The organism is Bradyrhizobium sp. 190, assembly GCF_023073415.1.
GTDB lineage: Bacteria > Pseudomonadota > Alphaproteobacteria > Rhizobiales > Xanthobacteraceae > Bradyrhizobium.
The window spans coordinates 487164-512127 of the sequence record NZ_JADPJL010000012.1; the positions used below are offsets into that span (position 1 = coordinate 487164).

General features: G+C 57.7%; 26 protein-coding genes and 1 pseudogene. 14 read left to right on the forward strand and 13 right to left on the reverse strand.

Going from position 1 to position 24964, the window contains the following annotated elements; all coding sequences use genetic code 11:
• Positions 1-386: 386 nt before the first annotated feature.
• Positions 387-1397 (forward strand): tripartite tricarboxylate transporter substrate binding protein, encoded by a 1011-nt coding sequence (locus IVB22_RS11415; protein WP_247517415.1) that lies wholly within the window; start codon positions 387-389, stop codon positions 1395-1397.
• Positions 1398-1412: 15 nt separating this feature from the next.
• On the opposite strand, the gene IVB22_RS11420 is transcribed toward IVB22_RS11415, so the two are convergent.
• Together IVB22_RS11420 and IVB22_RS11425 are read right to left on the reverse strand one after the other, a co-directional pair.
• On the reverse strand, positions 1413-2234 hold the full coding sequence (locus IVB22_RS11420) for an IclR family transcriptional regulator (RefSeq protein ID WP_247517416.1): 822 nt from the start codon (positions 2232-2234) through the stop codon (positions 1413-1415).
• A 179-nt stretch (positions 2235-2413) separates the two neighbouring features.
• Positions 2414-3304 (reverse strand): LysR substrate-binding domain-containing protein, encoded by an 891-nt coding sequence (locus IVB22_RS11425; RefSeq protein ID WP_247517417.1) that lies wholly within the window; start codon positions 3302-3304, stop codon positions 2414-2416.
• Positions 3305-3704: 400 nt separating this feature from the next.
• Here IVB22_RS11425 and pcaD point away from each other — a divergent pair, with 400 nt between their 5' ends.
• Together pcaD and IVB22_RS11435 are read left to right on the forward strand one after the other, a co-directional pair.
• Complete coding sequence (gene pcaD, locus IVB22_RS11430) at positions 3705-4523, forward strand: 3-oxoadipate enol-lactonase (protein WP_247517418.1); 819 nt, start codon at positions 3705-3707, stop codon at positions 4521-4523.
• A gap of 268 nt (positions 4524-4791) precedes the next feature.
• Positions 4792-4929, forward strand: a pseudogene (locus tag IVB22_RS11435) (branched-chain amino acid ABC transporter permease); the annotation flags it as partial.
• Between the two features lie 342 nt (positions 4930-5271).
• Here IVB22_RS11435 and IVB22_RS11440 read toward each other — a convergent pair.
• From IVB22_RS11440 to IVB22_RS11485, 10 genes are all read right to left on the reverse strand, one after another.
• Complete coding sequence (locus tag IVB22_RS11440) at positions 5272-5622, reverse strand: TfoX/Sxy family protein (RefSeq protein ID WP_247517419.1); 351 nt, start codon at positions 5620-5622, stop codon at positions 5272-5274.
• 40 nt (positions 5623-5662) lie between these two features.
• The gene (locus IVB22_RS11445) at positions 5663-6655 is read right to left on the reverse strand and encodes a zinc-binding dehydrogenase (protein WP_247517420.1); all 993 of its coding nucleotides are present in this window, start codon (positions 6653-6655) and stop codon (positions 5663-5665) included.
• Between the two features lie 239 nt (positions 6656-6894).
• Positions 6895-7458, reverse strand: a complete 564-nt coding sequence (locus tag IVB22_RS11450; RefSeq protein ID WP_247517421.1) for a hypothetical protein — start codon at positions 7456-7458, stop codon at positions 6895-6897.
• A gap of 360 nt (positions 7459-7818) precedes the next feature.
• The gene (locus IVB22_RS11455; RefSeq protein ID WP_247517422.1) at positions 7819-8382 is read right to left on the reverse strand and encodes a MarR family winged helix-turn-helix transcriptional regulator; all 564 of its coding nucleotides are present in this window, start codon (positions 8380-8382) and stop codon (positions 7819-7821) included.
• Positions 8383-8501: 119 nt separating this feature from the next.
• On the reverse strand, positions 8502-9818 hold the full coding sequence (locus tag IVB22_RS11460; protein WP_247517423.1) for an amidase: 1317 nt from the start codon (positions 9816-9818) through the stop codon (positions 8502-8504).
• A gap of 57 nt (positions 9819-9875) precedes the next feature.
• Complete coding sequence (locus tag IVB22_RS11465; protein WP_247517424.1) at positions 9876-10409, reverse strand: flavin reductase family protein; 534 nt, start codon at positions 10407-10409, stop codon at positions 9876-9878.
• Between the two features lie 8 nt (positions 10410-10417).
• A complete protein-coding gene (locus IVB22_RS11470) occupies positions 10418-11350 on the reverse strand; it encodes an ABC transporter substrate-binding protein (protein ID WP_247517425.1) in 933 nt (310 codons plus the stop codon).
• Positions 11350-12198, reverse strand: a complete 849-nt coding sequence (locus tag IVB22_RS11475) for an SDR family NAD(P)-dependent oxidoreductase (RefSeq protein ID WP_247517426.1) — start codon at positions 12196-12198, stop codon at positions 11350-11352. The genes IVB22_RS11470 and IVB22_RS11475 overlap by 1 nt, the downstream gene beginning before the upstream one ends.
• 18 nt (positions 12199-12216) lie before the next feature.
• Positions 12217-12597 (reverse strand): cupin domain-containing protein, encoded by a 381-nt coding sequence (locus IVB22_RS11480; RefSeq protein WP_247517427.1) that lies wholly within the window; start codon positions 12595-12597, stop codon positions 12217-12219.
• A gap of 6 nt (positions 12598-12603) precedes the next feature.
• Positions 12604-13296, reverse strand: coding sequence for a DUF2848 domain-containing protein (locus IVB22_RS11485; protein WP_308200381.1), 693 nt, complete (start codon positions 13294-13296; stop codon positions 12604-12606).
• Between the two features lie 158 nt (positions 13297-13454).
• On the opposite strand from IVB22_RS11485, the gene IVB22_RS11490 reads away from it, so the two are divergent.
• Positions 13455-14942 (forward strand): 4-hydroxyphenylacetate 3-hydroxylase family protein, encoded by a 1488-nt coding sequence (locus IVB22_RS11490; protein WP_247517428.1) that lies wholly within the window; start codon positions 13455-13457, stop codon positions 14940-14942.
• Between the two features lie 52 nt (positions 14943-14994).
• Here the strand turns inward: IVB22_RS11490 and IVB22_RS11495 are convergent, their stop codons facing one another.
• Positions 14995-15765: a dienelactone hydrolase family protein gene (locus tag IVB22_RS11495; RefSeq protein WP_247517429.1), complete on the reverse strand. Its 771-nt coding sequence runs from the start codon at positions 15763-15765 to the stop codon at positions 14995-14997.
• A gap of 67 nt (positions 15766-15832) precedes the next feature.
• Between IVB22_RS11495 and IVB22_RS11500 the strand changes: the two genes are divergently transcribed.
• The 10 genes from IVB22_RS11500 to IVB22_RS11545 all read left to right on the forward strand — a co-directional run bounded on the left by IVB22_RS11500 (position 15833) and on the right by IVB22_RS11545 (position 24962).
• Positions 15833-17014, forward strand: coding sequence for a CaiB/BaiF CoA-transferase family protein (locus IVB22_RS11500; protein WP_247517430.1), 1182 nt, complete (start codon positions 15833-15835; stop codon positions 17012-17014).
• A 5-nt stretch (positions 17015-17019) separates the two neighbouring features.
• Positions 17020-17817 carry a citryl-CoA lyase gene (locus IVB22_RS11505; protein WP_249805177.1) on the forward strand — a complete coding sequence of 266 codons (798 nt, stop codon included), beginning with the start codon at positions 17020-17022 and terminating at the stop codon, positions 17815-17817.
• 161 nt (positions 17818-17978) lie between these two features.
• A complete protein-coding gene (locus IVB22_RS11510) occupies positions 17979-19160 on the forward strand; it encodes an ABC transporter substrate-binding protein (RefSeq protein WP_247517431.1) in 1182 nt (393 codons plus the stop codon).
• A 50-nt stretch (positions 19161-19210) separates the two neighbouring features.
• On the forward strand, positions 19211-20080 hold the full coding sequence (locus IVB22_RS11515; RefSeq protein WP_247517432.1) for a branched-chain amino acid ABC transporter permease: 870 nt from the start codon (positions 19211-19213) through the stop codon (positions 20078-20080).
• Positions 20080-21045: a branched-chain amino acid ABC transporter permease gene (locus tag IVB22_RS11520; RefSeq protein ID WP_247517433.1), complete on the forward strand. Its 966-nt coding sequence runs from the start codon at positions 20080-20082 to the stop codon at positions 21043-21045. Before IVB22_RS11515 ends, IVB22_RS11520 begins: the two co-directional genes overlap by 1 nt.
• The gene (locus tag IVB22_RS11525) at positions 21032-21790 is read left to right on the forward strand and encodes an ABC transporter ATP-binding protein (RefSeq protein WP_247517434.1); all 759 of its coding nucleotides are present in this window, start codon (positions 21032-21034) and stop codon (positions 21788-21790) included. Before IVB22_RS11520 ends, IVB22_RS11525 begins: the two co-directional genes overlap by 14 nt.
• Complete coding sequence (locus IVB22_RS11530; protein WP_247517435.1) at positions 21777-22472, forward strand: ABC transporter ATP-binding protein; 696 nt, start codon at positions 21777-21779, stop codon at positions 22470-22472. Before IVB22_RS11525 ends, IVB22_RS11530 begins: the two co-directional genes overlap by 14 nt.
• A gap of 37 nt (positions 22473-22509) precedes the next feature.
• Positions 22510-23280 carry an SDR family NAD(P)-dependent oxidoreductase gene (locus IVB22_RS11535; RefSeq protein ID WP_247517436.1) on the forward strand — a complete coding sequence of 257 codons (771 nt, stop codon included), beginning with the start codon at positions 22510-22512 and terminating at the stop codon, positions 23278-23280.
• A 23-nt stretch (positions 23281-23303) separates the two neighbouring features.
• Positions 23304-24617, forward strand: coding sequence for a Rieske 2Fe-2S domain-containing protein (locus tag IVB22_RS11540; RefSeq protein ID WP_247517437.1), 1314 nt, complete (start codon positions 23304-23306; stop codon positions 24615-24617).
• A 39-nt stretch (positions 24618-24656) separates the two neighbouring features.
• Positions 24657-24962, forward strand: a complete 306-nt coding sequence (locus IVB22_RS11545) for a non-heme iron oxygenase ferredoxin subunit (protein WP_247517438.1) — start codon at positions 24657-24659, stop codon at positions 24960-24962.
• Positions 24963-24964: the final 2 nt, after the last annotated feature.

A 24964-nucleotide genomic window follows, 5' to 3' on the forward strand; every position in this document is an offset into this window, starting at 1 on the left:
CCTTTCTTGATCGATAGTCGATAACGTGAGGCGATCGACGTCAGAGCGGTGCTCGAAATAGCGGCGCTCCAGCGTTTTTTTAAGCAGAGTTCAGCGCTGTCGCGCGGTTGACATAACTCCACCATTTTGCAAGCATCATCAATAGCGAAAAAGTTTCGCTAGGCGAATAATTGCGTTGTCGCTTTGGAGTGTAATTCTGCGCGGTCAACTTTGGTGATCGCGGTCGCCCGTCGCCTTCAGGCACGCCTGTACTTCGCTTCGCTTTCGATAGGGGAGCGATTGGCGGGTCGGTCGGGGGTCGGGATGAAAGTCTGGAAGGAGCTTGCGACATGGAGCCCACGAAAAGGAACGCGCCGACCGGTGCTTCATGCTGCGGTGAAGTCGGGATGACGCGCCGGCGGTTTATCGCTTCGGCATCAGCATCGGCCGCTGCCGGTTTGACGCTGTCGTTGCCCGTGGCCGTGGCAGAAGGATCGACTACCTTTCCTGACCGTACGATTATTATTCAGGTGCCATACGCTGCGGGCGGCGGCAGCGATACGATTACGCGCCTAGTCGCACGCAAGATGTCCGAGAACATAAGCCTGCCGGTCGTTATCGAGAACCGCGCCGGGGGCGGAGGGAGCATTGCGTCATTGGCCGTCAAAGTGGCGCGCCCGGACGGGTACACGATCCTTATGGGACATACAGGAACGCATGTGTTCAATCCCGTCATGTTTCCGAAGGACATGCGTTACGATCCCATAAATGACTTCTCGTTCATTACGCCGATGGTCCGCTTCGATACGGCGTTGGTCGTGCCGTACGATCATCCTGCCAAGTCGGTGAAAGATCTCATCGAGCTCTCCCGAACGAAGCCCGGCGGTCTTACGTTTGGGTCGTCCGGCGTCGGCGATACGGCGCATCTGATTGGTGAGATGTTCAAGGCTCGCGCCAGGATCGCTACGGTGCATGTTCCGTACCGCGGACTCGCGCCCGCGTTGACCGACCTCATCGCGGGCCGTCTGGACTTCATCTTCTCGTCGTACCTCTCGGCGGGGCCCTATCTCGAGTCGAATAATCTTCGCGCGATCGCTTGGGCGGGTGAAGCGCGTTCGCCGAAGCTTCCCGACGTCCCGACGATGGCCGAGGCGGGAACACCCGGCGTCGGGATCGAGACGTGGTTCGGATTCATGGCTCCGAAGGAGACGCCGCCCGAAATTATTGACAAGCTCAACGCCGAATTCGTCCGCGCGATCAATTCGGAAGGGGTCAAGACGTTTGTCGAAGCGCGCGCCGCGTCGATCTTCCCGTTGACGCCGGCAGTGTTCGCGGCGCGCGTTGCAAGCGATATCACGCGTGTGCGCCAGATCGTCCAGGAGGCGAAGATCGACACCACGACCAGTGTGGCGCCTTGACCGCAGACCGAGACGCTATACGATCGCCGTGGTTCGCAGCGAGTTGAGCAGTAAGGGGTGACTGCCGATGGTCCGGCTGAGACCGGCAGCTGCCTGTTGCAGGGGCTTGAGGCGCTCGGAGACGATCTGCTTTTCGGTGAAGTGGCCAGAGTAGGCTGAGGTGTTAAGGGCAGCGATCGTCTGGCCATTGGGGTCGAAAACGGGTACAGCGAGCGCAGTCATGCCGAGATAGCGTTCATCGCGGACTGTTGCATAGCCCTGCTTTCCCGCCTTAACGATGATCGCCTTCAGTTTCTGCGGATTTGTTTCGGTGAATTCGGTGCTTTTGGTGAGCGGTGCTTGGGCAAGCCATTTTTCCAAATCCCGTTCGGCGAGATCCGCGAGCAGTATGCGCCCTGCGGCTGTCGTGTGCGCAGGGGAGGTCGAGCCTGTGCTGGCGACCTGCTGCAGGTTGCCCGGCAGAAAATAATGGGCGATGTAAAGGACGTTGAAATCGACGCGTACACCGAGACCGGCGTTATCGCCCACCAGTTCGACCAGTTGCCGGATGGGGGGAAGAAGAAGCGCTCCGATATTCGAAGACCGCAGATATGATGCGCCGAGAGCCATGATACGCGCGGATAACAAGTATCTCCCCTTTTCTGATCGCACATAGCCGAGCGCTTCAAGCGTCAGCAGACTCCGGCGAGCCGTCGCAGGCTTGAGACCGGTTTTTGTGGCGACCTCGGTGAGCGTCATTTCGGTGTCGTTCTCATTGAATGCCTCAATCACGCGCAGCCCGCGTTCCAGTCCCTCAACTATTTCGCTGCGTGGACTTGCCATCTTCTTCCCAGCCATCCGGAACCCGTCCTGACGATACGATGAATTCGCGTGCGCCTGCCGAGAGGTAGACTCCAACGTCTGCACCGGCGGCTATATAGGCATTGGAGAGTCGCTGCCGTCAACGGTTTGATATCGTGAGAGAAAGCACGAGCGCGCGCTGCGGCCGGGCTACGTTTCAAAGTGGCGTCGCGCGGTTACAACGATCGGTCCGCGACAACGAATTCTCCGAGAATCCAGTCCCGGAATGCACGTACTTGGGGATTTTCAGCGCGTTCCGGCTTGATGACAAGGCGATAGCAGGAGCCTGACGTCAGTTTCAGCCTCAGAGGGGCAATCAGCGCGCCTTCTGCCAGGTCGTTGGCGACCAGAACGTCTCGGGCCATAGTTACACCAAGACCACTAACCGCAGCCTGAACAGCCGGTAGCAGGTGTCCGAACGTGAGTTGTCGCTCGAACGCGAGCTCGGGCACTTTGGCGGCGTCGAGCCACATCCTCCAATCGTTCTGTGTAACGAGCGACGAGGTCATGATCGCGCAATGGTGGCGAAGGTCTGCTGCGTGACGGATGCTTCGCTTCTTCACTAGAGCCGGACTGCAAACGGGAAAGAACGTCTCGTTGTTGCACAAAGGATAGGTGATCAGCCCTGGCCAGTCTCCTTCGTTGCCGTACTGAATGGACAAGTCGTAATCGATCTGCCGAAATCGCAGAAACGAGACCTCCGTCTCAATCGACAGAAGAATGTCCGGGCGCTGCTGCAGGAACCTCGGGAGCCGCGGTACGAGGCAGCGCATGCAAAAACCGGTCAGCGAGACGAGTGACAGGGCTTTCTTGTTGCTTCTCTCGACGATACGCGTGGTCGCATTGGCGATTTCGATGATTTCCGGTTTGATTGAGCTCAGGTAGTCGCGGCCAACGGGCGACAGTTGCACTTGATTGTTCTTACGAACGAACAGCCGGGCGCCGAGAAGGCTTTCCAGTTTCCCAATCTGATGGCTGACGGCCGTCTGCGAGAGGCCAAGTTCTTCGCCGGCACGTGTGAAGCTGAGATGACGCGCGGTCGCCTCAAATGCGCGGAGGCTGGTCATCGACGGTATCCTGTTACTTGGCCCGAGATGTGAAATTGCGCGATCCTCCGGGCGGCAGAAAGAGCCCGTACGTGTGGGCCATAATCGTACAAGCCCGGCCGCATGAGATGCAAGGCGCGCGCCGGCCCGCGCCAGAAGCCCGACTCGCTGCCACTACTTCGATCATGCGCAGTATCCGCTCATATTGCAGGCAGAGAAATCGATCATGCGGCAATTGAAAAAACTCATTTGATTGTAATGCGGATGTGTCCCAGCTTAGCCTTGCAGTGTCTGTCTTGGGAGCGCGAATGTATTACGACACTCTATCTTTCGAAGGCAGCCATCCGCACTTCGACCATCGTCAGACGCTCGCCATGAACCGGTGCCCTCAGCGTGCCGACAAAGGCATAATGGTGCTGCGATGAGGCTGGGACTCTCACGGCGCGATGATGCCGTTTCCAAGACCATCGTGGCCGATGACGGTTGTTCGCTGCGGGTTGAAGTCGAGGGCGACGAAGCTGCCCCGGTTCTTATGCTCTCGCATCCTCTCGGCGCTACGCTCGCGATGTGGGATCTGCAGGTCGAAGAACTTTCAAAAATCTTTCGTGTCATTCGCTATGACACTCGTGGGCATGGAAAATCGGGCGCGCCCTCGGATCCGTATTCGATGGATCGTCTGGGACGCGATGTTCTGAACATCGTCGATGCGCTTGGTGTCGGGGTCATGCACTGGTGCGGGCTATCGATGGGAGGCATGGTCGGACAGTGGCTGGGCGCAAACGCCCCCGGCCGGGTTCGCAAGCTTATCCTATCCAACACGGCGTCCTATTATCCGGATAAGGACTTCTGGCGTCAGCGGATCGCCACGATAGAAAGGACAGGATTGGCGCCGCTTGCGGCCAGCAACATGCCGCGATGGTTCAGCGAAGAGTTCCTCGCGCACTCTCCGGATGTTGTTTCCCGGATGAGGGAGATATTTTCGTCGCACAGTGTCAAAGGCTACGTGGGCTGCTGTGCGGCCATTGCCGCGATGGATTTTCGCAAGAGCAATGAGTCGATAACCGCTCCGACAATGGTTATTGTCGGTCTCAGGGACATTGCGACGCCTCCGGAGCAGGGACATGAGATCGCGACATCCATCCGCGGTGCTACCGTTACAGAGATCAATAGCGGTCACGTCGCAAATATCGAGCAGCCGAAGCAATATACGGATGCTGTATCGAGCTTTCTCCTGTCATGAACGCCGCAAGGCTACACGCGTCTTTATAGCTGCGGACCACGACGCAAGCGGCCGGCCGCAACGGCCCGCCGGGGACAATCTTGTGCGTCATTCCATTTTATGCATGACCGCCGTCGCGGCAGCGCAAGCCGTTGCGCTACGCGTGTTCGTGCACGAATGCGATCTCAGACGACGCAGCTTACTAGCGTAATGCGCAAGAGCGAAGCCGATGCAGACGTTGTTTGGCATCGTGACGGCGTGGCCTGGGTCTGGAATAGGAATCGACGCGATGCTCTACCTTTTCGAACAGGCTCTCAACGGAATCCAACTCGGCATGCTGCTATTCTTGCTTGCAGGTCTCACTTTGATCTTCGGCACAATGGGTCTCGTCAACTTGGCGCACGGTTCGCCCTATATGCTGGGCGCGTAATTCGCGGCGACGTTCGTGGGCTACACCGGAAACTTCTATTGCGGGATGGCGGGCGACCGAAGCGGATCGAAGCTCCCCCTAAGTCAGCATTGTTCTTTAGATGCATACAAAGGCTGGTTAGGCTTGGTCGGAATGGAATCGGTTCGAGGACTGATAAGGAAATTACACAAAGTGTATCAGTCGACCGGCGCGTTCCATAACGTTCGATGGACGATCGCTTTAGAGGAAAAGCCGATCATTGCATCGCTTTGATGCCCTCCACGAGGTAGATCCTATGCGCGGTCCGAAAATCGATCGAGCGCGGTGATCTTCAGTTGCGCCAGGACCGTTGCCCTGCGATCAAGTCTTTGTATTCTTCAGCGCCGCCTCGTAGGCCTTTTCGGCCCATTCATGCAGCTTCTCACGATTCTCGACGACATCAGCCGGGACTTCCCAGTAGGACTTAAGCGCGTGGTCCTCGCCCCTGCTCACATAGCCGAGCGCACTGGAGCCAGCGGCTTCGTATTTCCCTCTCGAGTGGTTATCGACCTTGAAGTAAAGCGCGCCATGCCAAGCCATGGCGAAGACATGGCCATTTCGATAGAGCGCCACGGCGCCGAACAGGGGCCGTGTTGTGATCTTCGCCCAGTCCGACAGTTGATCGACGTAATGATCGGCAAGGTGCTGGGTTTGTTTGGATTGTTCCGGCATCTGTTGTCTTTTCCAAATGATAAGTAATGCTGATGGTTCGTCAGTCGAGCACAACCACATGCTTGCCCGGCGTGGCCCGGACCTCGAGGTCGGTCTGCGCGTTCCGGACCTGTTCGAGCCCGTGGTAAACCTTCGCAATAGAGACCTTGAGACGGCCTGCTGCGATTGCGTTAAGCTGTCGGTTGAAAACGTCGGCAGGCAGATCGGTAGCTTGGCCGCCGTAGGCCGTCAGCCTTACGCCAAACGGGATGTAGCCTAGCGGGCTGAAATCGGGGATCACCCAATCGTCCGACAGACCGCCCGTGAAGCAAACGGTCCCGTGGGCCCGGGTCGCCTGGAGCGTATCCTGCAGTGTCTTGCCCCCCACCAGTTCCAGCGCGGCATCGATCCCACCGGGGAAAAGGCGCCGGACGGTCTTCGCGATCTTGCCATCGTCGATAATCGGTTGATCGACACCGAGATCGCGCAATAGCTTCAGTCGTTCGGAGCGCCGCGTGGTGGAGATCACCACCGCACCTATCTCCTTGGCCAGTGTCGCCGCTGAGAGGCCAACGGTCGAGGTACCTCCGCGGATCAGGAGAGACTGGCCACGGCGCAGATCAAGCCCTTTGGTCAGCGAGCCATAGGCCGTCTGGAACATCTCGGGAAGTGCGCCGACGACCTCCCAGGGCAAGCTCGTTTCAAACGGAATAACTTGGGACATTGGAACAACGGTGTATTCGGCATAGGAGCCGTCGATTGAACGCCCCATTCCGCCCATCATGGTAGCCACCTTCTGGCCAGGCCTCAAACTACTATCCGTCGGTGCTTCGTCGATGACGCCAACACATTCAATGCCGAGCACGCGGGGCACTGTGAAATCCGGACTGGACCGGCCCTTGCGGCTCGTGATTTCGGATTCGTTGACCCCGAACGCCTTCACGCGAATGCGTACCCAGTCCGGCTGCAGCTTGGGCAACGGCACATCCTTGATGACGAGCTTGTCGACGCCACCGAATTGCGAGAGCACGACGGCTCGCATAGTCTTGGTCATATGATACTCCAATAATCGTGCACTGGTAATCGATCTTTATGCTTCGCTGGACATCGAAGTCAGCCACTCGCGCTCGGCCAGATCGGTCGTGCGTCGCAGTTTCTGTCCTTCGGTTCGACCGGGCCGATCGATCGGATAAGCACGCCGCGGCCAAGGCATGCGCACTCGTTCGACCTCGTCAAGCGGGTCCATTCTCTGAATGCCATCCAAAATCAGGCCCCAGTAAGCGTCGGTTGCATTTAGAACGTGGTTATCCGCGAGCACTCGGAAAAAGGCGCGGGTCGAAAAGATTTCGATGTCGGGCTCTTCCGCAAGCGCCCGGCGCGCATTGCGCTCGTCGACCAGAATAACGGCTTTTCGATTATCCCCTCGTCTTCCTTCGAGTGACGTGACAAGGTCCAATACCGCGGCCTCTCCCAGATGAATGCTGTGTGGTCGTCTACCGGGTCGATCCCGCCAGCCACCCAAGCGGCGAACTGCTGCCGACGGTCGTAGTCCGGATCGGTGCGGACGATCGACACCGATCCCGAGACCACATTGCGCTCGATCCAATCGCTGATCGCGCGCGCCCCCGGCAGGTCCGGCCTCTGCCTGGTCTCTTCGGCCGCACGGTCGGGGATCTGCACCGGAATGCCGGCAAGCAAGAGCCAGTCAAGACCTTGGACCACTGACAGGGCTGATAGCGTCCCCACATCGGGCAACAGCAACGCGAGTTTCTGATCATGTGCCAAACGGAGACGTAGCACCGCGGTCTCCCGCTCCACCGCAGCACCATTTAAACCTGCGAGATCATCCTTCGCCATTGCGCGGAGACGCTCGAGCACACTCCTCGATATCCAAGCAGGGCAGTTGAGCGCCGGAATATCCCGAACACGACTTTGTCTCCTCTGCACGCGTTCTCTCGCAGAAGATACGCATGACCCAACGAAAGACTGCTTTATCGTCCCACGTTATTCGGAAAGTGAGAGAGTCTTCGACTTCGGCTGGCAAGGGGAAGCGCCCTCATTGGCACCGAAGGGAGAGCGACTTCACCAGTATGAGGCTGGATGCTCGGAGTCACTTCGGGCGGGCAGCTGCCGAATTATCTGCGGGCTCCTTGGGATTAGGGTCGACGCATTGCGATGGGAACCCTCAGTAGTAGGCGGCTTACTCCACCATCCCAGCTAAAACTTTGCGCCAACATAGAACATAAGAATCGAAAGCGCACTTTCACGTTCGCTCGACGTTAGCTGGCTCGCAAAGTAGTCGACGTGGAACTGCACCTTCTCGTCTATTGCATGCAGTAGTTCTCTTCCGGAATCCGTGACCGCGACATACGTGACTCTCTGATCTTGATCGTCGCGTCTTCGCTCGGCCAAGCCTTTCTCAACCAGCGTGCGGGCCAGAGTGGACGCGAATGCCGCGGGGATATCCAGCCGGTTGGCAATCTGATTTACCTGCAGCTGCATTTCAGAGCTCCCGTAGATCTGAATGAGGGCTTGATGGGCCAGGGGGTCGATTCCATAGGCCTTCGCCTGATCCTCCACGATCCTAAAGGCCTTGCGCAGTACATACCGTGCCTCAGCTACTCCGATGAAGTAGGTGTGCTTGTTATCGGCCTCACGCGACTTCTTGGCGGCATTTCGCTTGCGCCTCAAGCTCTGCAGATCCAGCGTCTGCGGAGCGAACGTGGCCGAAGGTCCCACTTCTCGGACACTCTCCTCAGCGCGTTTGGTCTTGATAGCCATGATGCCCGATCCGTTCAACTTGCTGTTTGTTTTAGCGACTCAGCCGCCTTTCTAGACAACTAACATACTTGACTAATGTGACAAAGCTAATCTGCGTACATATTGTGCATGGCGCCATGTCAATTGACATGCCGTCTGAGGCGCCCGGTGAGGCTCTCGGCCAGGGCGAGCAACTGCCAATCCCGGCCGTGGGCACCGACCAACATGAGACCCACAGGGGCGGTGCCGGGTTCGTGACAGGGCAGGGTGACCGCACAACCATCGAGCGCGTTAACAGTGGTCGGATTGCGAAGCAGGAGCAGATTCGCTTGCGAGTATGCCTCATCGCTACTCTCAAGATCTTGAATAGGCGGTGCGGCAATAGGCACGGTCGGCATAATGACCGCGTCAACATCGTCTATCTCGGTCTCCCAGTCGACGATGAGCCTGGATCTGACAAGCCCGCGACGGATATGGTCCACAGCTCGTTGTTGAGATCCGCGCAGGATTCTAGATCGCACGCGGGGGTCGTAAAAAGAGCTCTTCCTCTGCAAGAGTCCTTCGTGCCAGCCAAATGCTTCGGCCGCGACTATTCCTCCATCTTCAAGTATTGCGGGTAATTCGGAGATGGTTTTGCTGTGGCTCTCGATCAGTTCGCATCCGAGTTCAGAGAGACGAGCTTTAACGGCTTCATAGGTTTGTCCTACGTGCGCATCCAGTCCTTCCAACACGTAGTTTTTAAGAGCCATGAGCCGCGGCTGTCGCGATCGTTGCCAGGGTGGGAACTCCGGTTGGCCCGATAAAGCCGCGTAGAGTTTGATGCATTGCCGAACGTCGTTCGCAATCGGACCTATCGAATCGAACGCAGGAGAAAGCGGCAGGGTCCCTTGTAGCGGCACGCTCCCGGCGGTCGGTTTGAAGCCTACCAACCCGCAAAGAGCCGCTGGGATTCTGACGGACCCTCCCGTGTCCGTCCCTATGGCTCCGTCGGCCATCCGGTCGGTAACGGAAATTGCAGCTCCGGAGGAGGACCCCCCGGGTATGCGCCGCTCCTCACGACGCCAAGGGTTGGCGGGGGTTCCGTAGTGGGGATTGAGACCAAGGCCGCTGAAGGCGAATTCGGTCATGTTGGTCCGTCCGATTATGATCGCGCCCGCACTCCGAAGACGTCGGACAACCTCGGCGTCCCGGACCGCCGGGGCTTCGGTTTCCATGACGCGGGATCCTGCTGTCGTCACTTCGCCGCGAACGTCGAAGAGATCTTTGATGGAAACGACGGTGCCCGCCAGAGGCGCTGCCTCAATTCCCAGCGCTCGGCTCCTCTCGAAATGGTTGGCTGCGCTGATGGCCGCTTCTGTATATGCGCGCGTAAACGTGCGGGAGCCTTCGCCTTCTGGATTTCTAATGTTGTGAACGTATTCCTCCACTTTGGCGGGAACGGAATTCGGTGTCGCCATGTAGGAGCTCCAATGTCTAGAGGAGTTAGTCGTCGAGAACGGCTATTGTTTAGGCCGTCACCAGCCGTGCAAGGCGAAGTCGATCTCGGGCGAGGTCGGTACCGATGAGCCGCGGTCGAGGGCAGCGTATCGACCGCGGAAGAACACGAGCGGTCCTTCAGCGCCTTTCCGAGTTTCGAATCGCGACACACGACAGACGAAGATGTCATGGTCGCCGCCATCGTAGTTGGCGTAGGGCTCACATTCGAAATACGCGAGCCAATCGGGGAGCAGGGGAGATCCGTTATTCATGCGCTGGACGGGCAGGTCCGACCACTTGTCGCCTCCGGATCGCGCGAATTTGTTCGACATGTCACTCTGGTCGTCCGGCAAGATCACGACCCCGTAGTGGGCCGCTGCTCTCCAGTGCGTGATCCCGAATGCGCTCCGGGCCAAGCTAAAAAGAATGAGAGGTGGATCTAGTGAAACCGAATTGAAGGAGCTTACGGTGGCGCCTATGCGGCCCTGAGCGGTTTCCGAGGTGATGATCGCGACGCCGGTTGCGAATGATCCGAGAGCGTCACGAAAGGCTCGCGAGTCGAAACCTGCCATGCTGCGGCCTATCTGTCGCTCGAGTGCCAGAGGGATGTGAAGTGCGGATCTACGACGTCGCTATAGGAGGGGGTCCCGACGAGAATACCTACGTCACGGCAGAAGGCATTCATCCCTTGGACCGAAGCTTCCGAGATTCGGGCATTGAAATAGGGCGTGTCACGCCGAATTAGTTCGGCAATCAACGCTGCCTCTGACGTGGGGAAAACCTTTGAGCCAACCTCGCTCGCTTTTCTCGGGTCCCGCTTCAACATCTCCTGGGTGCGAACGATCGCTCGTACCGCTGCTTCCACGGCTTTGATATCGCTTTTGATCTTTTGGTCAGTGGTAGCGATGGATGCCATTGTGTAGTCAAAACATCCTGGCGGACCATCGCCTCTGCGGACATCTACTACGACTGAACCTGCTCCGGAACGCACCGCGATTTCCGTACCCATTCCGTTTGCCCAGAAACCGTCGATAACGCCCTTTTCAAGCGCTTGCGCCGCGGTAAGGCCGAAATTCACGGTTGATCCAACGGCGCCCGGGACCGGAGCAATTTGGACTTCGTCCCGCACGAGATCGATTCCGGCGGCGGCGAGCAGCCGCTTAAGTCCCAGATCGACCCACGGTGCCGCTCCGATTTTGCGCCCCTTCACGATTGAAAGGTCGTTTCGTTGCGGATTGAGATCGCGGCGCATGACAAGGAACCAATACATTCCCTGTCCCTGCGCGCAGAGCAGTTTTGCCCCGTTCCACTCGGGAAACGCGCTGAGAGCTGAATGGGCAGAGCCTGCGACAAAGTCGACCTCTCCGCTGCGTAAAGCCGCATAGGCGCGATCTACTGGGAAAATGAGCTCGATCTCTGCCTTCAATCCTTCGTCCTTGAAGACACCAAGCTCCACTGCCGCCACTGCAGGGAAGTAGGAATTGGAGATCAGATCTGGGACCGCTATTTTCATCACGCTACCGGATTATCGGGTTTGGGAAAGACCGATTGGGAACCTAGCTGGGGCCACGCTGTTGGCGCGCTTGCCATTGCGAGACGGCGCTCCGATGGTAGGGTAGGATCCCATCGTTGAGCGATCATCCGCAAACCATTGACACCATCGGAATCGTTGGAGCAGAGCCAAATCAGAGGTGCGCGCATTTGCTCTGGCTGAATTAGCTTGTCTGCAGGAAGCCCGCTCTCGGCAGGCACCATTCGGGTATTCACGGGCCCACCAGGCACCAGGACATTTGCCGTTACGCCCGTACCCTCGAGATCGATCGCCATTATCCTTGATGCGGCCTCCAGAGCGGCCTTGCAGGGTCCGTAACCGCCCACACCCGGTCGGTACATAGTGTCCAGGCTTGTGGTGATGTTTACGATACGCCCCCATTTTTTTTCCAGCATCCCCGGCACAAAGGTGCGAGACATCAGCTGAGCTCCGAATACATTGACGCGAAGCATCGCAAGCCACAGTTCGTCGCTGACTTCCCAGAATTTCGCTTTTTCAGCGAGGTAGCGTGGAGATATCTTTTCGGGGCCGATGGCCGCATTGTTCACGAGGGCGTCGACACATCCAAATTCCAGCTTCGCTTGTGCTTGCAGAGCTTCAGCCGCGCCTGCATCCGTGACGTCCATGACCCTCGATAGGACGCGGCCACCATGCACGTTGATCTGCAAGGCGGTTTCGCGCAAGGCTTCGCCGTCGATATCGACGACAATCAGATTGGCGCCCGCTTCGGCGAGTCCTATCGCCAGCGACTGGCCAATTCCTTGCCCAGCCCCTGTGATCAGTATTGTTTTACCCGACAGCGAAGTCATTTCAAAAATTAGCCCCGGTCATTTTTCGGCGAAATAGTGGAGCTCGAACAGCATGCATCCTTCCTTCGACTTGAAAGGGCCGTGATAGGCACCAGGAGGACGACAGGCGTAGGTACCGGGGCCGTACGACGTTCCGCCGTTGCCAGAACGGTCGTTTCCGACGGTCAAATCGCCGGAGAGCAGGTACACTTCCTCCCAATACTCGTGCACGAACGGATCCGTCGTGTAGACGCCTGGATCGAAACGAAGTAGGCGGCTCCTGCCACCCACCTTGCCTGGCTCGTCGAAATCGCTTGCCAGAATTTTCTGCTTTATGCCCTGCGGATAGCCCGGCGGAGTTTCCCAGCCTGACAGAAGGTCGAGTGTGTGAAATTCGAGATGAGGTTTACCGGTTGACATGGCTGATCACTCCGTTGGCAAGGTTTTCACTGAGTACTGATGGTGGATCTTTCGCCCGAGGACGGGGTCGAGTATTTCGAGCTCGTAATGATCAGCATGCTCGATCTCTCCATGCACGGGCAGGGTGCCGCAGAACATGGCTGAGCCAACCGGAAGTTCGCGCTTCTCATCGAAGCACAGCGCCATCAGCTCCGTCGGATGCCGCATGACTTTAAGGAACCCGCTCTGATAGAGGCGCCGCACGCCTTTCCGCACTGCGAATGAGCGAATCTCGAGTTCATCCCAATGGCCCTCGACCTCCGAGAAGGGCCACCAACTCCGACCGATCGGTTTCGGGCACAGCTGCTTGGAGACCGTGATTCCGATCGCCTCGACTTTGCGATCAGTATGATCGGAGCCAACTCCAAGGCAAAGTCCATCCGGCATCCGGATAAGGACAGGCTCGACTTCCCCGCTGGAATTCCCGCCCACCACTTCGACTTCCGATTCGACCGTCAGCAACGAAGAGGCGACCCGATAGAAAACCGGGGTCGTCTTCGGCGGAGGAACGCCAAGCTTCTCGAGTTCGACGATATGCGCGCGCAGGGCTGCAGCGTCGCGGCCGGTCCAACCCGCGATGATCAGATTGTCAACGGTCGTCTTTGCGTTGGCGGACGAGCCCGTCCGGCCCGACACGATCGTTGCGTCGAAGTTTACCACTTTTGCACCTCCGCAAAGCCTCAGGCCCTTGTCGCCCCGGGGAGAAATGTCGTTTTCACGGCATTTCTCTTTTTCCGTTGAAATCGAACGCTAAGTAGAATACCTATGTTGAGTGACCTATGTCAAAACATTTCTACAGATACCAAATGGAGCAGCCCGTGAAAGTTCAACCTGCAAGCGTTCCTGCCGTCGATGGCCTGCGTACAGGTCGCGACTATTTGCAATCGCTGAATGATGGACGTCAGGTCTTCCTGGACGGGGAACTCGTCAAGGACGTCACGAAGCATCCCGCGCTGTCGCGTGCAGCGGATTCGATTGCGCACCTCTTCGATCTTGCAGCTGAACCGTCGCTGCGCGACCGAATGACCTTTGCGAGCCCGAAGACCGGCCAGCCTGTCCTCCGCGCCTATCAAATTCCGGAAACGGCGCAGGATCTGAAGGCTCGTCGCTTGTTCTCGGAGGTGTGGGCCGAGGCGACCTTCGGTCTCATGGGCCGCACGCCGGATCACGTGGCCGGCTTCTTTTGCGGTTTTGCGGCTGCACCGGAAGTGTTCGCAGCGGGCGGCGCGCAATTCGCGAAGAACGTCGTCGATTTCTACGAAAAGATGCGCGACAATCACCTCTACGCCAGTTATGCGATTGTTCCACCGCAAATTGACCGCAGCAAGCCGGCCCACAAGCAGGCCGACCCGACGCTCTATGCGGGGATCGTTGCGGAGAAGGATAGCGGCATCATTTTGAAGGGAGCCCAGCAGCTCGCCACAGGGGGGCTGTATTCCGACTACATCTATCTTAGCTGCATTCATCCCCTGCAGCCCGGGGATGAGAATTACGCAAATGGAGTGGTGATCCCCGCCAATGCGCCTGGTCTGAAGCTCTATCCTCGTCGTCCGTTTGGCGCCGTCGCATCGAACTCGTTCGATTATCCCTTGTCGGGTCGGTTCGACGAACTCGACTGTTTCGTTGTCCTGGACAACGTATTCGTGCCGTGGGAACAGGTTTTCATTCACCGAAATACCAACGTTTGCCGCGATCAATGGTGGAAGACTCCGGCACATGCTTACGGAAACTGCCAAGCTCAAACTCGATACGCCGTGAAGTTGCGCTTCATGATTGGTCTTGCGAAGCGGATCAACGAGTTGTCCGGCAACGACAGCAATCCGGCCGTGCAGGTGCAGATGGGCGAACTGGCATCGTTAGTCTCGATCATCGAGAACATGCTTCTGGCTCAGGAGGCGGTCGCCGCAAAGGATTCTGACGGTGTGCTTTGGCCGTCGAAGACAGCGCTTTACTCGGTTATGGCTCTGCAGTCCGAACTCAATTCCCGCATGTTGGAGATCATTCGGGAGTTGAGCGGAGCTGCAATGATCACTTTGCCGTCGTCTGCCGCGGATTTCGACAATCCCGACATGATGGCCGACATCAATCGATACATGCAGTCTGGCTCCTCGGATGCGAAGACGCGTATCGCCGTTATGCGCATGGCCTGGGACTTCATCGGATCGGAGTTCGGCAGCCGCCAGCAGCAATACGAGAAATTCTACGGAGGCGCTTCATTCCTCGTGAAGCACAACATGTACCGCAATTTCGATTTCGCAGGAGCGACCAGCCTCGTGGACAGGGCGCTCAAACTCCCGGCGTTCTGACGTTACGGCAGGGGATGAGCCCGATTGCGGCCTCGGTCCTCATCCCCTCCGCCTAGCCTGCTGTCGCAGCAAGATTACGAAGCAGGAAGTCCAAGACACGCGATCTGGCTAGTTTATGTGCCTTTTCGTCGAACCGATCGGTCCGAAACCTATTGTAGAATGCGTGCTCTGCTTCGGGATAGGTGAAAAACTCATCGACAGATAATCTTCTCTTGTCGACCATCTCCCTAACCTTGTTGATGGTGGACATGGGATTATGATTGTCGTTCTCGCCGAAGTGGAATTGCATCGGACATTTCGCTCGCCTGATTTGCTCGCCCATCGTTTCGAGCTTCACTCCGTACATTGAAACCATGCAGGCGGGATTTGCCGCCGACGCCACTCGGACTGCGAGGCGACCGCCGAGACAGAAGCCGATGATGCCGGGCTTTCCTTTCAAGCTTGAGCAATCGGCTAGCCAGTCCAGACTTGCGACAAGATCGTTCGTCCCGAGCCCTTCGTCGAAGCGATTAGAGAATTCGACGGCGAGCTGCCTCTGCGTGGGATCCTCACCGTTGCCAAGGTCGAGGTCGCGCTGCATTCGCCAGTAAATATCCGGCACCAGGGCGACAAAGCCCTCAGCGGCAAAATCGTCGGCGATCGCGCGCATAGCGGGCGTCACGCCGAAAATCTCCTGCATGACGATCAGCCCGCCCCGGGGCTTTTCCGAAGGAACGGCGAGGTATCCGCCCATGTAGGAGTTGCCGATTTCGATTCTTGCAAGCTGAGGTCGGATTTGCATTTCATCTCCCGCTGTTTCACCCAAAAGAATATATGTAGACAAAGGTAGTTTTCCAATATAATGTTTCAGCTGCAAACCCCCAAGAGTGAAATGGGCAGGCGAGCCGATCATGGACAAGAAAGTGCGAAGCCCTCTTACAGGTATTAGGATCGTCGAGCTGACCGCTATGATTACCGGCCCCCTTGCGGGGACGATGCTTGCGGATCTCGGAGCGGAAGTCGTTAAGGTCGAGAACCCACCCGAGGGAGATCCTTTTCGATCATTCAGGGGTGGCAACTACAGTCCCTATTTCTGCACTTACAATCGTAACAAAAAGAGCGTTGCCCTCAATCTGAAGAGCGAAGGGGGGCGGGCCGCCTTCCTGAAACTCGTCGCGACGGCCGACGTTCTCATCGAAAACTTCCGAGCGGGCGTGATGGATCGACTAGGCCTTGGCGTAAGCCGGCTTAAAGAGGCGAATCCCAATCTCATCATATGTTCGATAACAGGCTTCGGCGAAACAGGCCCGTACGCAGAACGGCCATCCTATGATGCGGTCGGTCAGGCGCTCAGTGGGATCTCCGGCTTGATGCTTGGACCGGAAGCGCAGATCACCGGGCCGTCGGTCGTCGACAATCTGACCGGGATGTATGCGAGCTACGCAATCCTGGGCGCGCTGTTCGACCGCGAAAGGACCGGCGAGGCCCGAACCATACAACTGAATATGCTCGAATCGGCTATCGCGTTCATTAGCGATCCCTTCGCAAACTACACCATGGCGGGAGTGGCCCCCGACCCGCTGATGCGCGTAAGAGCATCGCAATCCTATGCGTTGCGATGTGCCGATGGAGCACTGTTGGCGATCCACATGTCTTCTCCGACAAAGTTCTGGATTGGAGTTCAGAAAGCTTTTGACAGGCCGGATTTGGGCTCTGACCCGAGGTTCGAAGATCGCACCGGGCGCTTGAACAATTACGAAGAGCTTGCGCAGGAACTGAGTAAGACGGCGAAGACCCGGGACCGACCCTTTTGGATGGATCGTCTGGTCGAGAACGATGTTCCGCATGCGCCGATATTGACTTTGCAGGAGGTGATGGACGATCCGCAAGTGCGCTATCTCGAGACATTTGCCGAGATTGAGCACCCCGTACATGGACGACAGATTACGATCCGGCGCCCCGTCCGATATGACGGAGCGCGGGCCGATCAACCGTTGAATGCGGCGCCGGATCTCGGCGAGCACTCCAAAGAAGTTTTCGGTCCGCTCGGATACACGGACGCGGCGATAGCCGCTCTGCGGCGCGGCGTATAGCCGGCCTGCCTTTAACAATCTCGCGATTCCAGCGCTCACAGAGGAAAGCAACGATGGCGACCACGAGGATCGGCACCCACATGAACGATACGAGCCGGCTCCGGATGAGAGGACGAGACACGTTGTCTGAGGTCGTCGGGGAGATGACCTTCACGGAGGGTTTCTACTTCATTGTGACGGGTCGTCGTCCGACCGATGTTCAAACCAGGATACTCGATGCTGCATTGCTGATCCTGATGGATCACGGGTTGACGCCGGGCGCGCTGGTTGCCCGTCTGGTGTCGGACTCCAATCCCGATGACGTTCAGATTCCGTTGGCCGCGGGCATACTGATGGTAGGCAATCGTTTCGCCGGCACTATGAGCGGTGCGGGCCGTGTACTGCGCGATGGAATGGCCTTTCAGGGCGACAAGCGGGTTTGGGCCGAACATCTCGTCAAGGACTTCAAAGCCTCGAAGCGGCGCATTCCTGGCTTTGGCCATCAGCAATATACCGTGGAAGATCCGCGCGCCGAACGGCTCTTCAGCATCGCTCGCGATGCGGGCGTCAAAGGAGATTACATTGGCCTCATCAAGATCTTGAGTTCTGCTATCGATGACGACGCCAAGCGGCATGTTACGCTAAACGTTACGGGAGCTCTCGGTGCGGTTCTTCACGAGATCGACTTTCCGGTCGACGCGATGCGCGCGGTGGCCGCGGTCGGTCGTTGCGCGGGTTTGGTCGGCCATATCCAGGAAGAGCGTGAGAACCCGATCACACCTGCGCTCATGGCCGTAGGCGAAACCGTTTCCTACCAGGAATAGCCGGCTGTCGTTCGATGGTAACTACAACGACATTGCGGTTTCTTTTTTGACTACTTGAATAGGTGTGTTGACTAATATACTGGACGAACCTATAATGCCGCTACGTGCGGGGAATGCATCTTAGGGGAGGTTTGCCAATGTCAGTTACTCGAAGATCTCTTTTGACCAACGCCGCAATGATTTCTGCCGGTGCGGTGCTTCCGTCGCTGGCGAACCCCGCGAAGGCTCAGGCCAATGCGATCCGGATCGGCGTGCCGACGGGTATTACGGGAAACTGGGCGGCCCTGGGCCAGCAAATACAGCGTGCCTGTCGTCTTTACGCCAAGACGATAAATGCCAAGGGCGGCATCGATGGGCATTCCGTCGAATTCGTTTACGAGGATACGCAAGGGGATCCCGCCGCTTGCATGCGCAAGACAACCGATCTGATCGAGCGCGGAGGCATCAACCTGATCACGGGCATCATTTCCAGTCCCGAATCGCTGGCCGTCATGCCGCGCCTCAATGATTGGAATGCCCTCTACCTGGCCACCATCAGCGGCGCCGGATCGCTGACCGCGGCCAATTTCGTGCCTAATGTGTTCCGCACATGCACTTCCGGACCTATGCGAGCCAAAACCATTGCCGATTGGATTGCCGACTCTTCCAAGAAACGCTTCTTTTCGATCGCGCAGGACTACGCTTGGGGGAAGAGCAGCGTCGCAACTTTCGAGAAGTTGATCACCGATCTGAAGAAGGAGCCTGTGGGCCAGGTCCTTTCTCCGCTCGGCACCAAGGACTATTCCAGCTACATCGCGCGCATTCGAGAGACCAATCCGGAGGTTCTCTACATCGCGATGGCCGGCGATGATGCTACGGCGTTCCTCAAGCAGGCCGCCCAGTATCGGCTCGCGGACCGAATGCAGTTGGTGACCGAAGTGTTGGATATAGTGAACATTAAGCCGCTCGCGGATGCCTCGGTCGGACTTTATGGCGTAAGCCAATACAACTTCGCCTACGATGCGCCGGGCAACGCCGAGTTCGTTCGTCTGTTCAAGGCTGAGTACAACGAGATACCCGACACCTTCGAGGGCGAGCAATGGCAGGCTCTCGAATTTCTCGCCGAGGCAATTCGTCGGGCCAAGTCCACCGATACGGCGGCGGTCCGTGGGGCTCTGGAAGGTATGGAAATCGACAGCGTCAAGGGCAGGGTGAAGATGCGCGCTTGCGATCACCAGGCCGAGCAGCAGGTCTTTGTTGCGCAGGTGGGAAAGACCGAAGGTGTGCCATACCCGGTGCCCAAGATCATCAAGGCCTATCCAGCCGAGGCGGTCGTCCCGGGATGTCGCAAAGACTCTTACTGAGGCGCGGAGTCCGTCACCGTAGACGGGCGGGGTTTTCCAAGGATGCGTAGATGGGCTCCTCACAGGTCTGGCTAAATCTTACCTTGAACACCCTCGCCCTGGCATCGCTACTCGCGATGCTCACGATCGGGCTCACTCTCATTTTCGGCATCATGCGCATCATGAACTTCGCGCACGGTGCGCTCTACATGCTTGGAGCATATTCGGGCATTGCGGCCGCGCAACTGCTTGGTAATTTCTGGATTGGACTGCTGGCGGCGCCATTGGCTGCGGCCGCTTTCGGCAGCATCTTCGAGTATACGCTGTTACGGCGCCTGTACCGTCGTGACGGCGGCAGTTTTTTGTTGGTTACGTTCGGCCTGAGCCTGGTTCTTACCGAGGCGATTCGGCTTATCTTCGGGCCCAACACCCGGGACGTGGACCTTCCATCCGTTCTGTCCGGGGTGGTGTGGTTCGGCGATGAGCCGTATCCGGCGTACCGTATTTTCCTGATTGCGCTCGGTATCGTCGTCCTGGCGTCTCTGGCCTTCGTGTTCTTGCGCACACGACTGGGCCTGTTGATCCGGGCAATCGCGCAAAATGCGGAAATGACGCACGCATTGGGAATCGACGTGCAGCTCATCCGGTCGTTGACTTTTGCTGTCGGCTGCGCATTCGCCGGGTTGGGGGGGTACCTCGCGGTGCCTCTGATCACCGGCTACATCGGGATGGGTGGCGCGGCGATTATCGACGCCTTTGTCATCGTCATGATCGGCGGCATGGGCAGCTTCTTCGGGTCCGCCGCGGGTAGTCTGCTGGTCGCGCTGACGCAGACATTCGGCAACTACTACCTGCCGGATTTTGCTCTCGTCGCAACCTATCTGTTGATGATCTGCGTCCTACTATGCCGGCCTGGCGGTCTATTCGGGGAGCAAGAGTGATGAAGTATGCGTTCCCGCTTTTCTCGGTTTTGGCCTTGGCGCCGCTAGTCCTGCCGGGCTTTCACGTCACGCTACTAACAGAGATATTGATCTTCGCTCTGTTTGCGATGAGCCTTGATGTTCAGGTAGGCTATGCCCGCATGTTCTCGTTCGGGCACGCGGCGCCCTACGGGGTCGGGGCATACGTAGCTGCGTTCGCTCTCTCGAGCGGAAACTTGCCCCTGCCGGGCGCCGTGCTGGTAGCTGTCATTGCCGTTTTCATCCTGGCCATCCCGATCGGTTGGCTATGCACACGAGCGAGCGGTGTTGCGTTCGCGATGCTTACGCTCGCTTTTGCTCAGCTGGCGCACGCAGTCATCTTCAAATGGAACGGTCTGACCGGTGGGTCCGATGGCATATCGGGTCTGCTTAGGAATCATGGTCCTTGGGGTTTTGCGGGACTTGAATCTCGCCAAGGCTATTATTGGTTCACCCTAGCCATCGTCGTCGGGTCGGCCTTTTTGGCAAGCAAGTTTGTTCGGTCCCCGATGGGAACTGCCATCGTTGCCGTCCGGGAAAATGAGAAGCGCGCAGTGGCCATCGGCTATGAGCCGAGAAGGCTTCGGCTGGCGGCTTTCGTGATCTCGAACACTTGGGCGGGCTTGGCAGGCGCGCTGCACGCCGGGTTTCTGCTGTTTGTCTCACCGGAACTTCTGCATTGGACGTTGTCCGGCTACGTGATTGTCGCGGTGGTCCTGGGCGGCGCTGGGACTCTCATCGGACCGATGATCGGCGCGACCCTGATGGTGGTGGGCGGCCATCAATTGAGCGCCGTAGCAGACAGTTGGCCGCTGTTTATGGGCTTGTTGTTCATTGTCGTGGTTGTTGCCGCTCCAAACGGATTGTGGGGGATCAAGTCATCGATCGCGAATGCCATTGCCGTGCGAAAAGCCGGTCGCTTGGAGGTGGACCATGTCGCTTCTTGAATGCCGAGGATTGACCAAGAAGTGGGGCGCTCTGGTTGCCGTAAGCAAGGTTGATATTGCCGTTAGTGCTGGAGAAGTCGTCGCACTGATCGGACCAAACGGAGCAGGCAAGTCGACTGTATTCGACCTGATTGCCGGCACCACGCAGAAGACTTCTGGCACCGTTGCTTTCCGCAACGAACATGTGGAGGGCTTGTCCGCTGCTGCATTAACGCGGCGCGGGATGGGTCGAACGTATCAGATCACGTCGCTCTTTCCCAGCCTGACGGTTCTCGAAAATGTCCGACTGGCGGTGCAGTCTTGCGAGCCCCGCCGCGCCTACCCGTTGTTTTCCCGTCTTCTTTTGGAGCGCACGACCGAGGAAGCATTGAAGTGGCTCCATCGCGTGAGATTGCGAGAGCACGCCAACACTTTGGCTGGCCTACTTTCGCATGGAGATCAAAGGCTCACCGAGATCGCCGTGGCACTCGCAATGAACCCGAAGCTGCTCCTTCTGGATGAGCCCACGCAAGGAATGTCAGTAGAGGAAACCCGAGGTACGGTCGAATTGCTCAAATCGCTGCTGAAGGACACCGACATGGCGGTGCTCTTGGTTGAGCACGATCTGGAGGTGGTGTTTGGGTTGGCCCATCGCATCGTGGTGCTCGATAGGGGAAGAAAGATCGCGGACGGGCTTCCCGCGGCCGTAAGGGCTGATCCCGGGGTGCAGCAAGCATATCTTGGAGCGGGACATGTTGCACATTGACGGCGTCGAGGCCGGTTATGGGACCGGCAAAGTCCTTTTGGGTGTCAATTTGGAAGCTCCGAGCGGGCAGGTGACCGCTGTCATCGGGCGCAACGGTGTGGGCAAGACCACCACCTTGAAGGCCATTTTGGGAATTCTGCCCTTGGCGGCGGGCAAGGTTTCGCTGGACAATATGGATCTGAGCCACAAGCAGGTGCATGAAATCGTTCGCTCCGGAATCGGCTACGTTCCCGAGGGTCGTCAGATATTTCCTACCTTGACGGTGCTGGAAAATTTGCGCGTCGGCCAACGGCGCCCTCCGCGGATCTGGACTGAAGATCGTCTGCTCGAATTGTTTCCAAATCTACGTGAGCGCGCCAGCAATCTTGGTCGGGCGTTGTCCGGTGGCGAACAACAGATGCTCGCCATTGCCCGCGCATTGGTAACGGACGTCAAGGTCTTGATGCTCGACGAGCCGACCCAGGGACTCGCTCCGAAAGTGGTAGATCAAATTGGAGATGTTATCCGACGTTTGAAGGCCGAGGGCGTCGCGGTATTGCTAGTCGAACAAAATCTGAACCTTACGGAGAACGTGGCTGATCGAGTGCTTGTGATGTCCAAGGGAAAAATTGTCGAGACTGTCGGCATCGAGAGCTTCCGGAGCAACGGAGAAGAGATTCGCCATCGGTGGCTGACGATCTGAACCGTACTCATCACTCAAGCTAGGGACGGGACGAACGATGCATTTGGACGGTAAACCACTCTTGAGCGGACAGACGGCCGTGGTCACCGGCGCCGGTCAGGGCATGGGCAAGGAAATTGCGTTTGCGCTGGCGAAAGCCGGCGCGCGCGTCATCGTTGCCGACATCAATGCCGAGACGATCGCGGCGACTGCCGATGAGATCCAAGCACGCGGAGGCATAGCCTGGTCCGTCGTATGGGATGTCTCCAATGAAGCGGAAGCCGCACGGGTGGCGTCAAGGGTAAAGGAGCTAGCCGGCGACATATCCATTCTGGTTAATAATGCCGGAATACATCGGAGAGGCCTCGTAGGAGCGCCCAACCACGTTCAAACTTGGCGAGACATCATGTCGGTCAATCTGGACGGTGTCTTGTACGGCATTACCGCGTTTCTGGATCAACTGAAGCAGACCCGTGGTTGCATAATCAATCTTGGATCGATTCAATCCTTCACAGCGGCGCCGAACGACACAACTGCGTATACGACCAGCAAAGGCGCGGTTCTTATGCTGACCAAGGCCTTGGCCGTTGAGTTCGCCCGTTACGGAATTCGGGTCAACGGAGTGGCCCCTGGCTTCATCGAAACGCCTCAGACGGAGGCATCCCGCGCCAACCCCGATCGCGTAGCGTTTGTTCTGGCCCATACACCGATGAACAGGATTGGACGAGCCGAGGAAATCGCCGGCCCGGTCGTTTTCCTGGCCTCGCCGTTAGCAAGCTTTGTGAACGGTGCGATGCTGCCAGTCGACGGTGGCTTCCTCACACTTTGATAGCCTCGAGAGGAGACTTAACAATGGCACGTACGAACCAACTGGATACTCTTTCCCAGGTCGGGCCTGGCACCAAGATCGGAGCGCTCTTCCGCTCGGTGTGGTTGCCGGGTTTGCTGTCGGCTCAGCTTCCCCGCCCGGGGTGTGCGCCCGTACGCCTGAAGCTTCTGGGGGAGGAACTGGTCGCCTTCCGCAACGGAAAGGGTGAACTCGGAGTTGTCCAGGCGAACTGCGCCCATCGGCTGGCACCGCTCTTTTACGGACGCGTCGAGGATAGCGGAATCCGTTGCGCATACCATGGATGGCTGTACGACAAGACCGGTCAATGCCTCGAAATGCAAAACGAGCCGGACAAGTCGGTCTGCGCGAAGGTCAAGATAAAGGCCTACAAGGCCGTCGAGAAGGCGGATATCGTTTGGGTTTATATGGGAGAGGGCGAGCCGCCGGCGTTGCCGAAATTTCCATGGATGGGTCTCCCAAAGTCCCAACGGAATGCGACGGTCTGGATCCAGGAATCGAGTTGGCTTCAGGGAATGGAGGGCGAGCTCGATAGTTCGCATGTTTCCATCCTCCACACGAATCCTGCGACAATGGCGACGTCGCCGGTCCATCAGCAATATTCCGCGACTGACCTTTCGCCGAAGCTTTATGCCAGGAATACTCCGATCGGCATTCTTGCGATCGCTCGGCGCAACGCGGAGCAGAGCTTTTACTGGCGGGTTTCGCAGTTCATGGTTCCGGCGTTCAGCTCCATTCCGAGCGCGAACTTCCCGGTCGGCGGACGCGCCTACGTCCCGATAGACGATTACAACGCCTACACCTGGGACTTTAACTATTACACGAAGGGTGATCTGCCGCAGGCGTTCCTGGACTACGTGGGCAAAGGCTTGGCCTTTCCACCCGAAAGTACTTACCAATCCTACAAGCTGAATACCGGCTCGATCATCGACACATATGTTCCCGTTCGCACGGCCGAGAACAACTATCTGATAGATCGAGAGGGGCAAAGCCTTTCAAGTCCGACCGGGATTCATGGTCTCAACGATCAGGACCGAGCGATGCAGGAAGGCATGCAATCCGTTCAGGACAGCCAAGGCCGCATAGTCGATCGCAACAAGGAATTTCTTGTTGCGGCGGATATTGCGATCGTGCGAGCGCGCCGTCGATTGCTTGAAATCGTAAAGGATGATGCGAGTCTCGCAGAATTTCAGCGGACTATCAAAGATGGCACCGCCTATGCAGTCAAGCCACTCGACGTCGTCTCCGAATTCGGTGAGCTCGACGATTTCGTGACGGAGCACGCGGAGCAACTTTCACCTCAGCGCGAATTCGCCTGAAACGAAATGCAACGCAGCATTATCAGCGGAACACAATAGATGGCTTGGCAGCGTGTGACGACCTGCGACAAGGTTTCGCCCAGTACGCCGTTTGCTTTCACGATCGGCGAAAGGAACCTTGCTATCTTTCAGGTGGATCAGTCCTACTACGCGCTGGACAACATTTGCCCACACGCGTTCGCGTTGATGTCGGACGGATTTGTCGAGGGCGAAGAAGTCGAGTGTCCCTTGCACGGAGCGATCTTTCACATACCGACCGGCCGATGTCTTGCACCTCCAGCGGATGCCGATTTGAAATCCTATCCGGTTCGGGTGGAAGACGAACATATCTTCGTCGAAGTGTGAGC

Bases quoted from the DNA above. Each gene is read 5' to 3' on its own strand.
- IVB22_RS11415 (WP_247517415.1), top strand. From the start codon at position 387: ATGACGCGCCGGCGGTTTATCGCTTCGGCATCAGCATCGGCCGCTGCC.
- IVB22_RS11420 (WP_247517416.1), bottom strand. From the start codon at position 2,234: ATGGCTGGGAAGAAGATGGCAAGTCCACGCAGCGAAATAGTTGAGGGA.
- IVB22_RS11425 (WP_247517417.1), bottom strand. From the start codon at position 3,304: ATGACCAGCCTCCGCGCATTTGAGGCGACCGCGCGTCATCTCAGCTTC.
- pcaD (WP_247517418.1), top strand. From the start codon at position 3,705: ATGAGGCTGGGACTCTCACGGCGCGATGATGCCGTTTCCAAGACCATC.
- IVB22_RS11440 (WP_247517419.1), bottom strand. From the start codon at position 5,622: ATGCCGGAACAATCCAAACAAACCCAGCACCTTGCCGATCATTACGTC.
- IVB22_RS11445 (WP_247517420.1), bottom strand. From the start codon at position 6,655: ATGACCAAGACTATGCGAGCCGTCGTGCTCTCGCAATTCGGTGGCGTC.
- IVB22_RS11450 (WP_247517421.1), bottom strand. From the start codon at position 7,458: ATGGCGAAGGATGATCTCGCAGGTTTAAATGGTGCTGCGGTGGAGCGG.
- IVB22_RS11455 (WP_247517422.1), bottom strand. From the start codon at position 8,382: ATGGCTATCAAGACCAAACGCGCTGAGGAGAGTGTCCGAGAAGTGGGA.
- IVB22_RS11460 (WP_247517423.1), bottom strand. From the start codon at position 9,818: ATGGCGACACCGAATTCCGTTCCCGCCAAAGTGGAGGAATACGTTCAC.
- IVB22_RS11465 (WP_247517424.1), bottom strand. From the start codon at position 10,409: ATGGCAGGTTTCGACTCGCGAGCCTTTCGTGACGCTCTCGGATCATTC.
- IVB22_RS11470 (WP_247517425.1), bottom strand. From the start codon at position 11,350: ATGAAAATAGCGGTCCCAGATCTGATCTCCAATTCCTACTTCCCTGCA.
- IVB22_RS11475 (WP_247517426.1), bottom strand. From the start codon at position 12,198: ATGACTTCGCTGTCGGGTAAAACAATACTGATCACAGGGGCTGGGCAA.
- IVB22_RS11480 (WP_247517427.1), bottom strand. From the start codon at position 12,597: ATGTCAACCGGTAAACCTCATCTCGAATTTCACACACTCGACCTTCTG.
- IVB22_RS11500 (WP_247517430.1), top strand. From the start codon at position 15,833: ATGGACAAGAAAGTGCGAAGCCCTCTTACAGGTATTAGGATCGTCGAG.
- IVB22_RS11515 (WP_247517432.1), top strand. From the start codon at position 19,211: ATGGGCTCCTCACAGGTCTGGCTAAATCTTACCTTGAACACCCTCGCC.
- IVB22_RS11520 (WP_247517433.1), top strand. From the start codon at position 20,080: ATGAAGTATGCGTTCCCGCTTTTCTCGGTTTTGGCCTTGGCGCCGCTA.
- IVB22_RS11525 (WP_247517434.1), top strand. From the start codon at position 21,032: ATGTCGCTTCTTGAATGCCGAGGATTGACCAAGAAGTGGGGCGCTCTG.
- IVB22_RS11530 (WP_247517435.1), top strand. From the start codon at position 21,777: ATGTTGCACATTGACGGCGTCGAGGCCGGTTATGGGACCGGCAAAGTC.
- IVB22_RS11535 (WP_247517436.1), top strand. From the start codon at position 22,510: ATGCATTTGGACGGTAAACCACTCTTGAGCGGACAGACGGCCGTGGTC.
- IVB22_RS11540 (WP_247517437.1), top strand. From the start codon at position 23,304: ATGGCACGTACGAACCAACTGGATACTCTTTCCCAGGTCGGGCCTGGC.
- IVB22_RS11545 (WP_247517438.1), top strand. From the start codon at position 24,657: ATGGCTTGGCAGCGTGTGACGACCTGCGACAAGGTTTCGCCCAGTACG.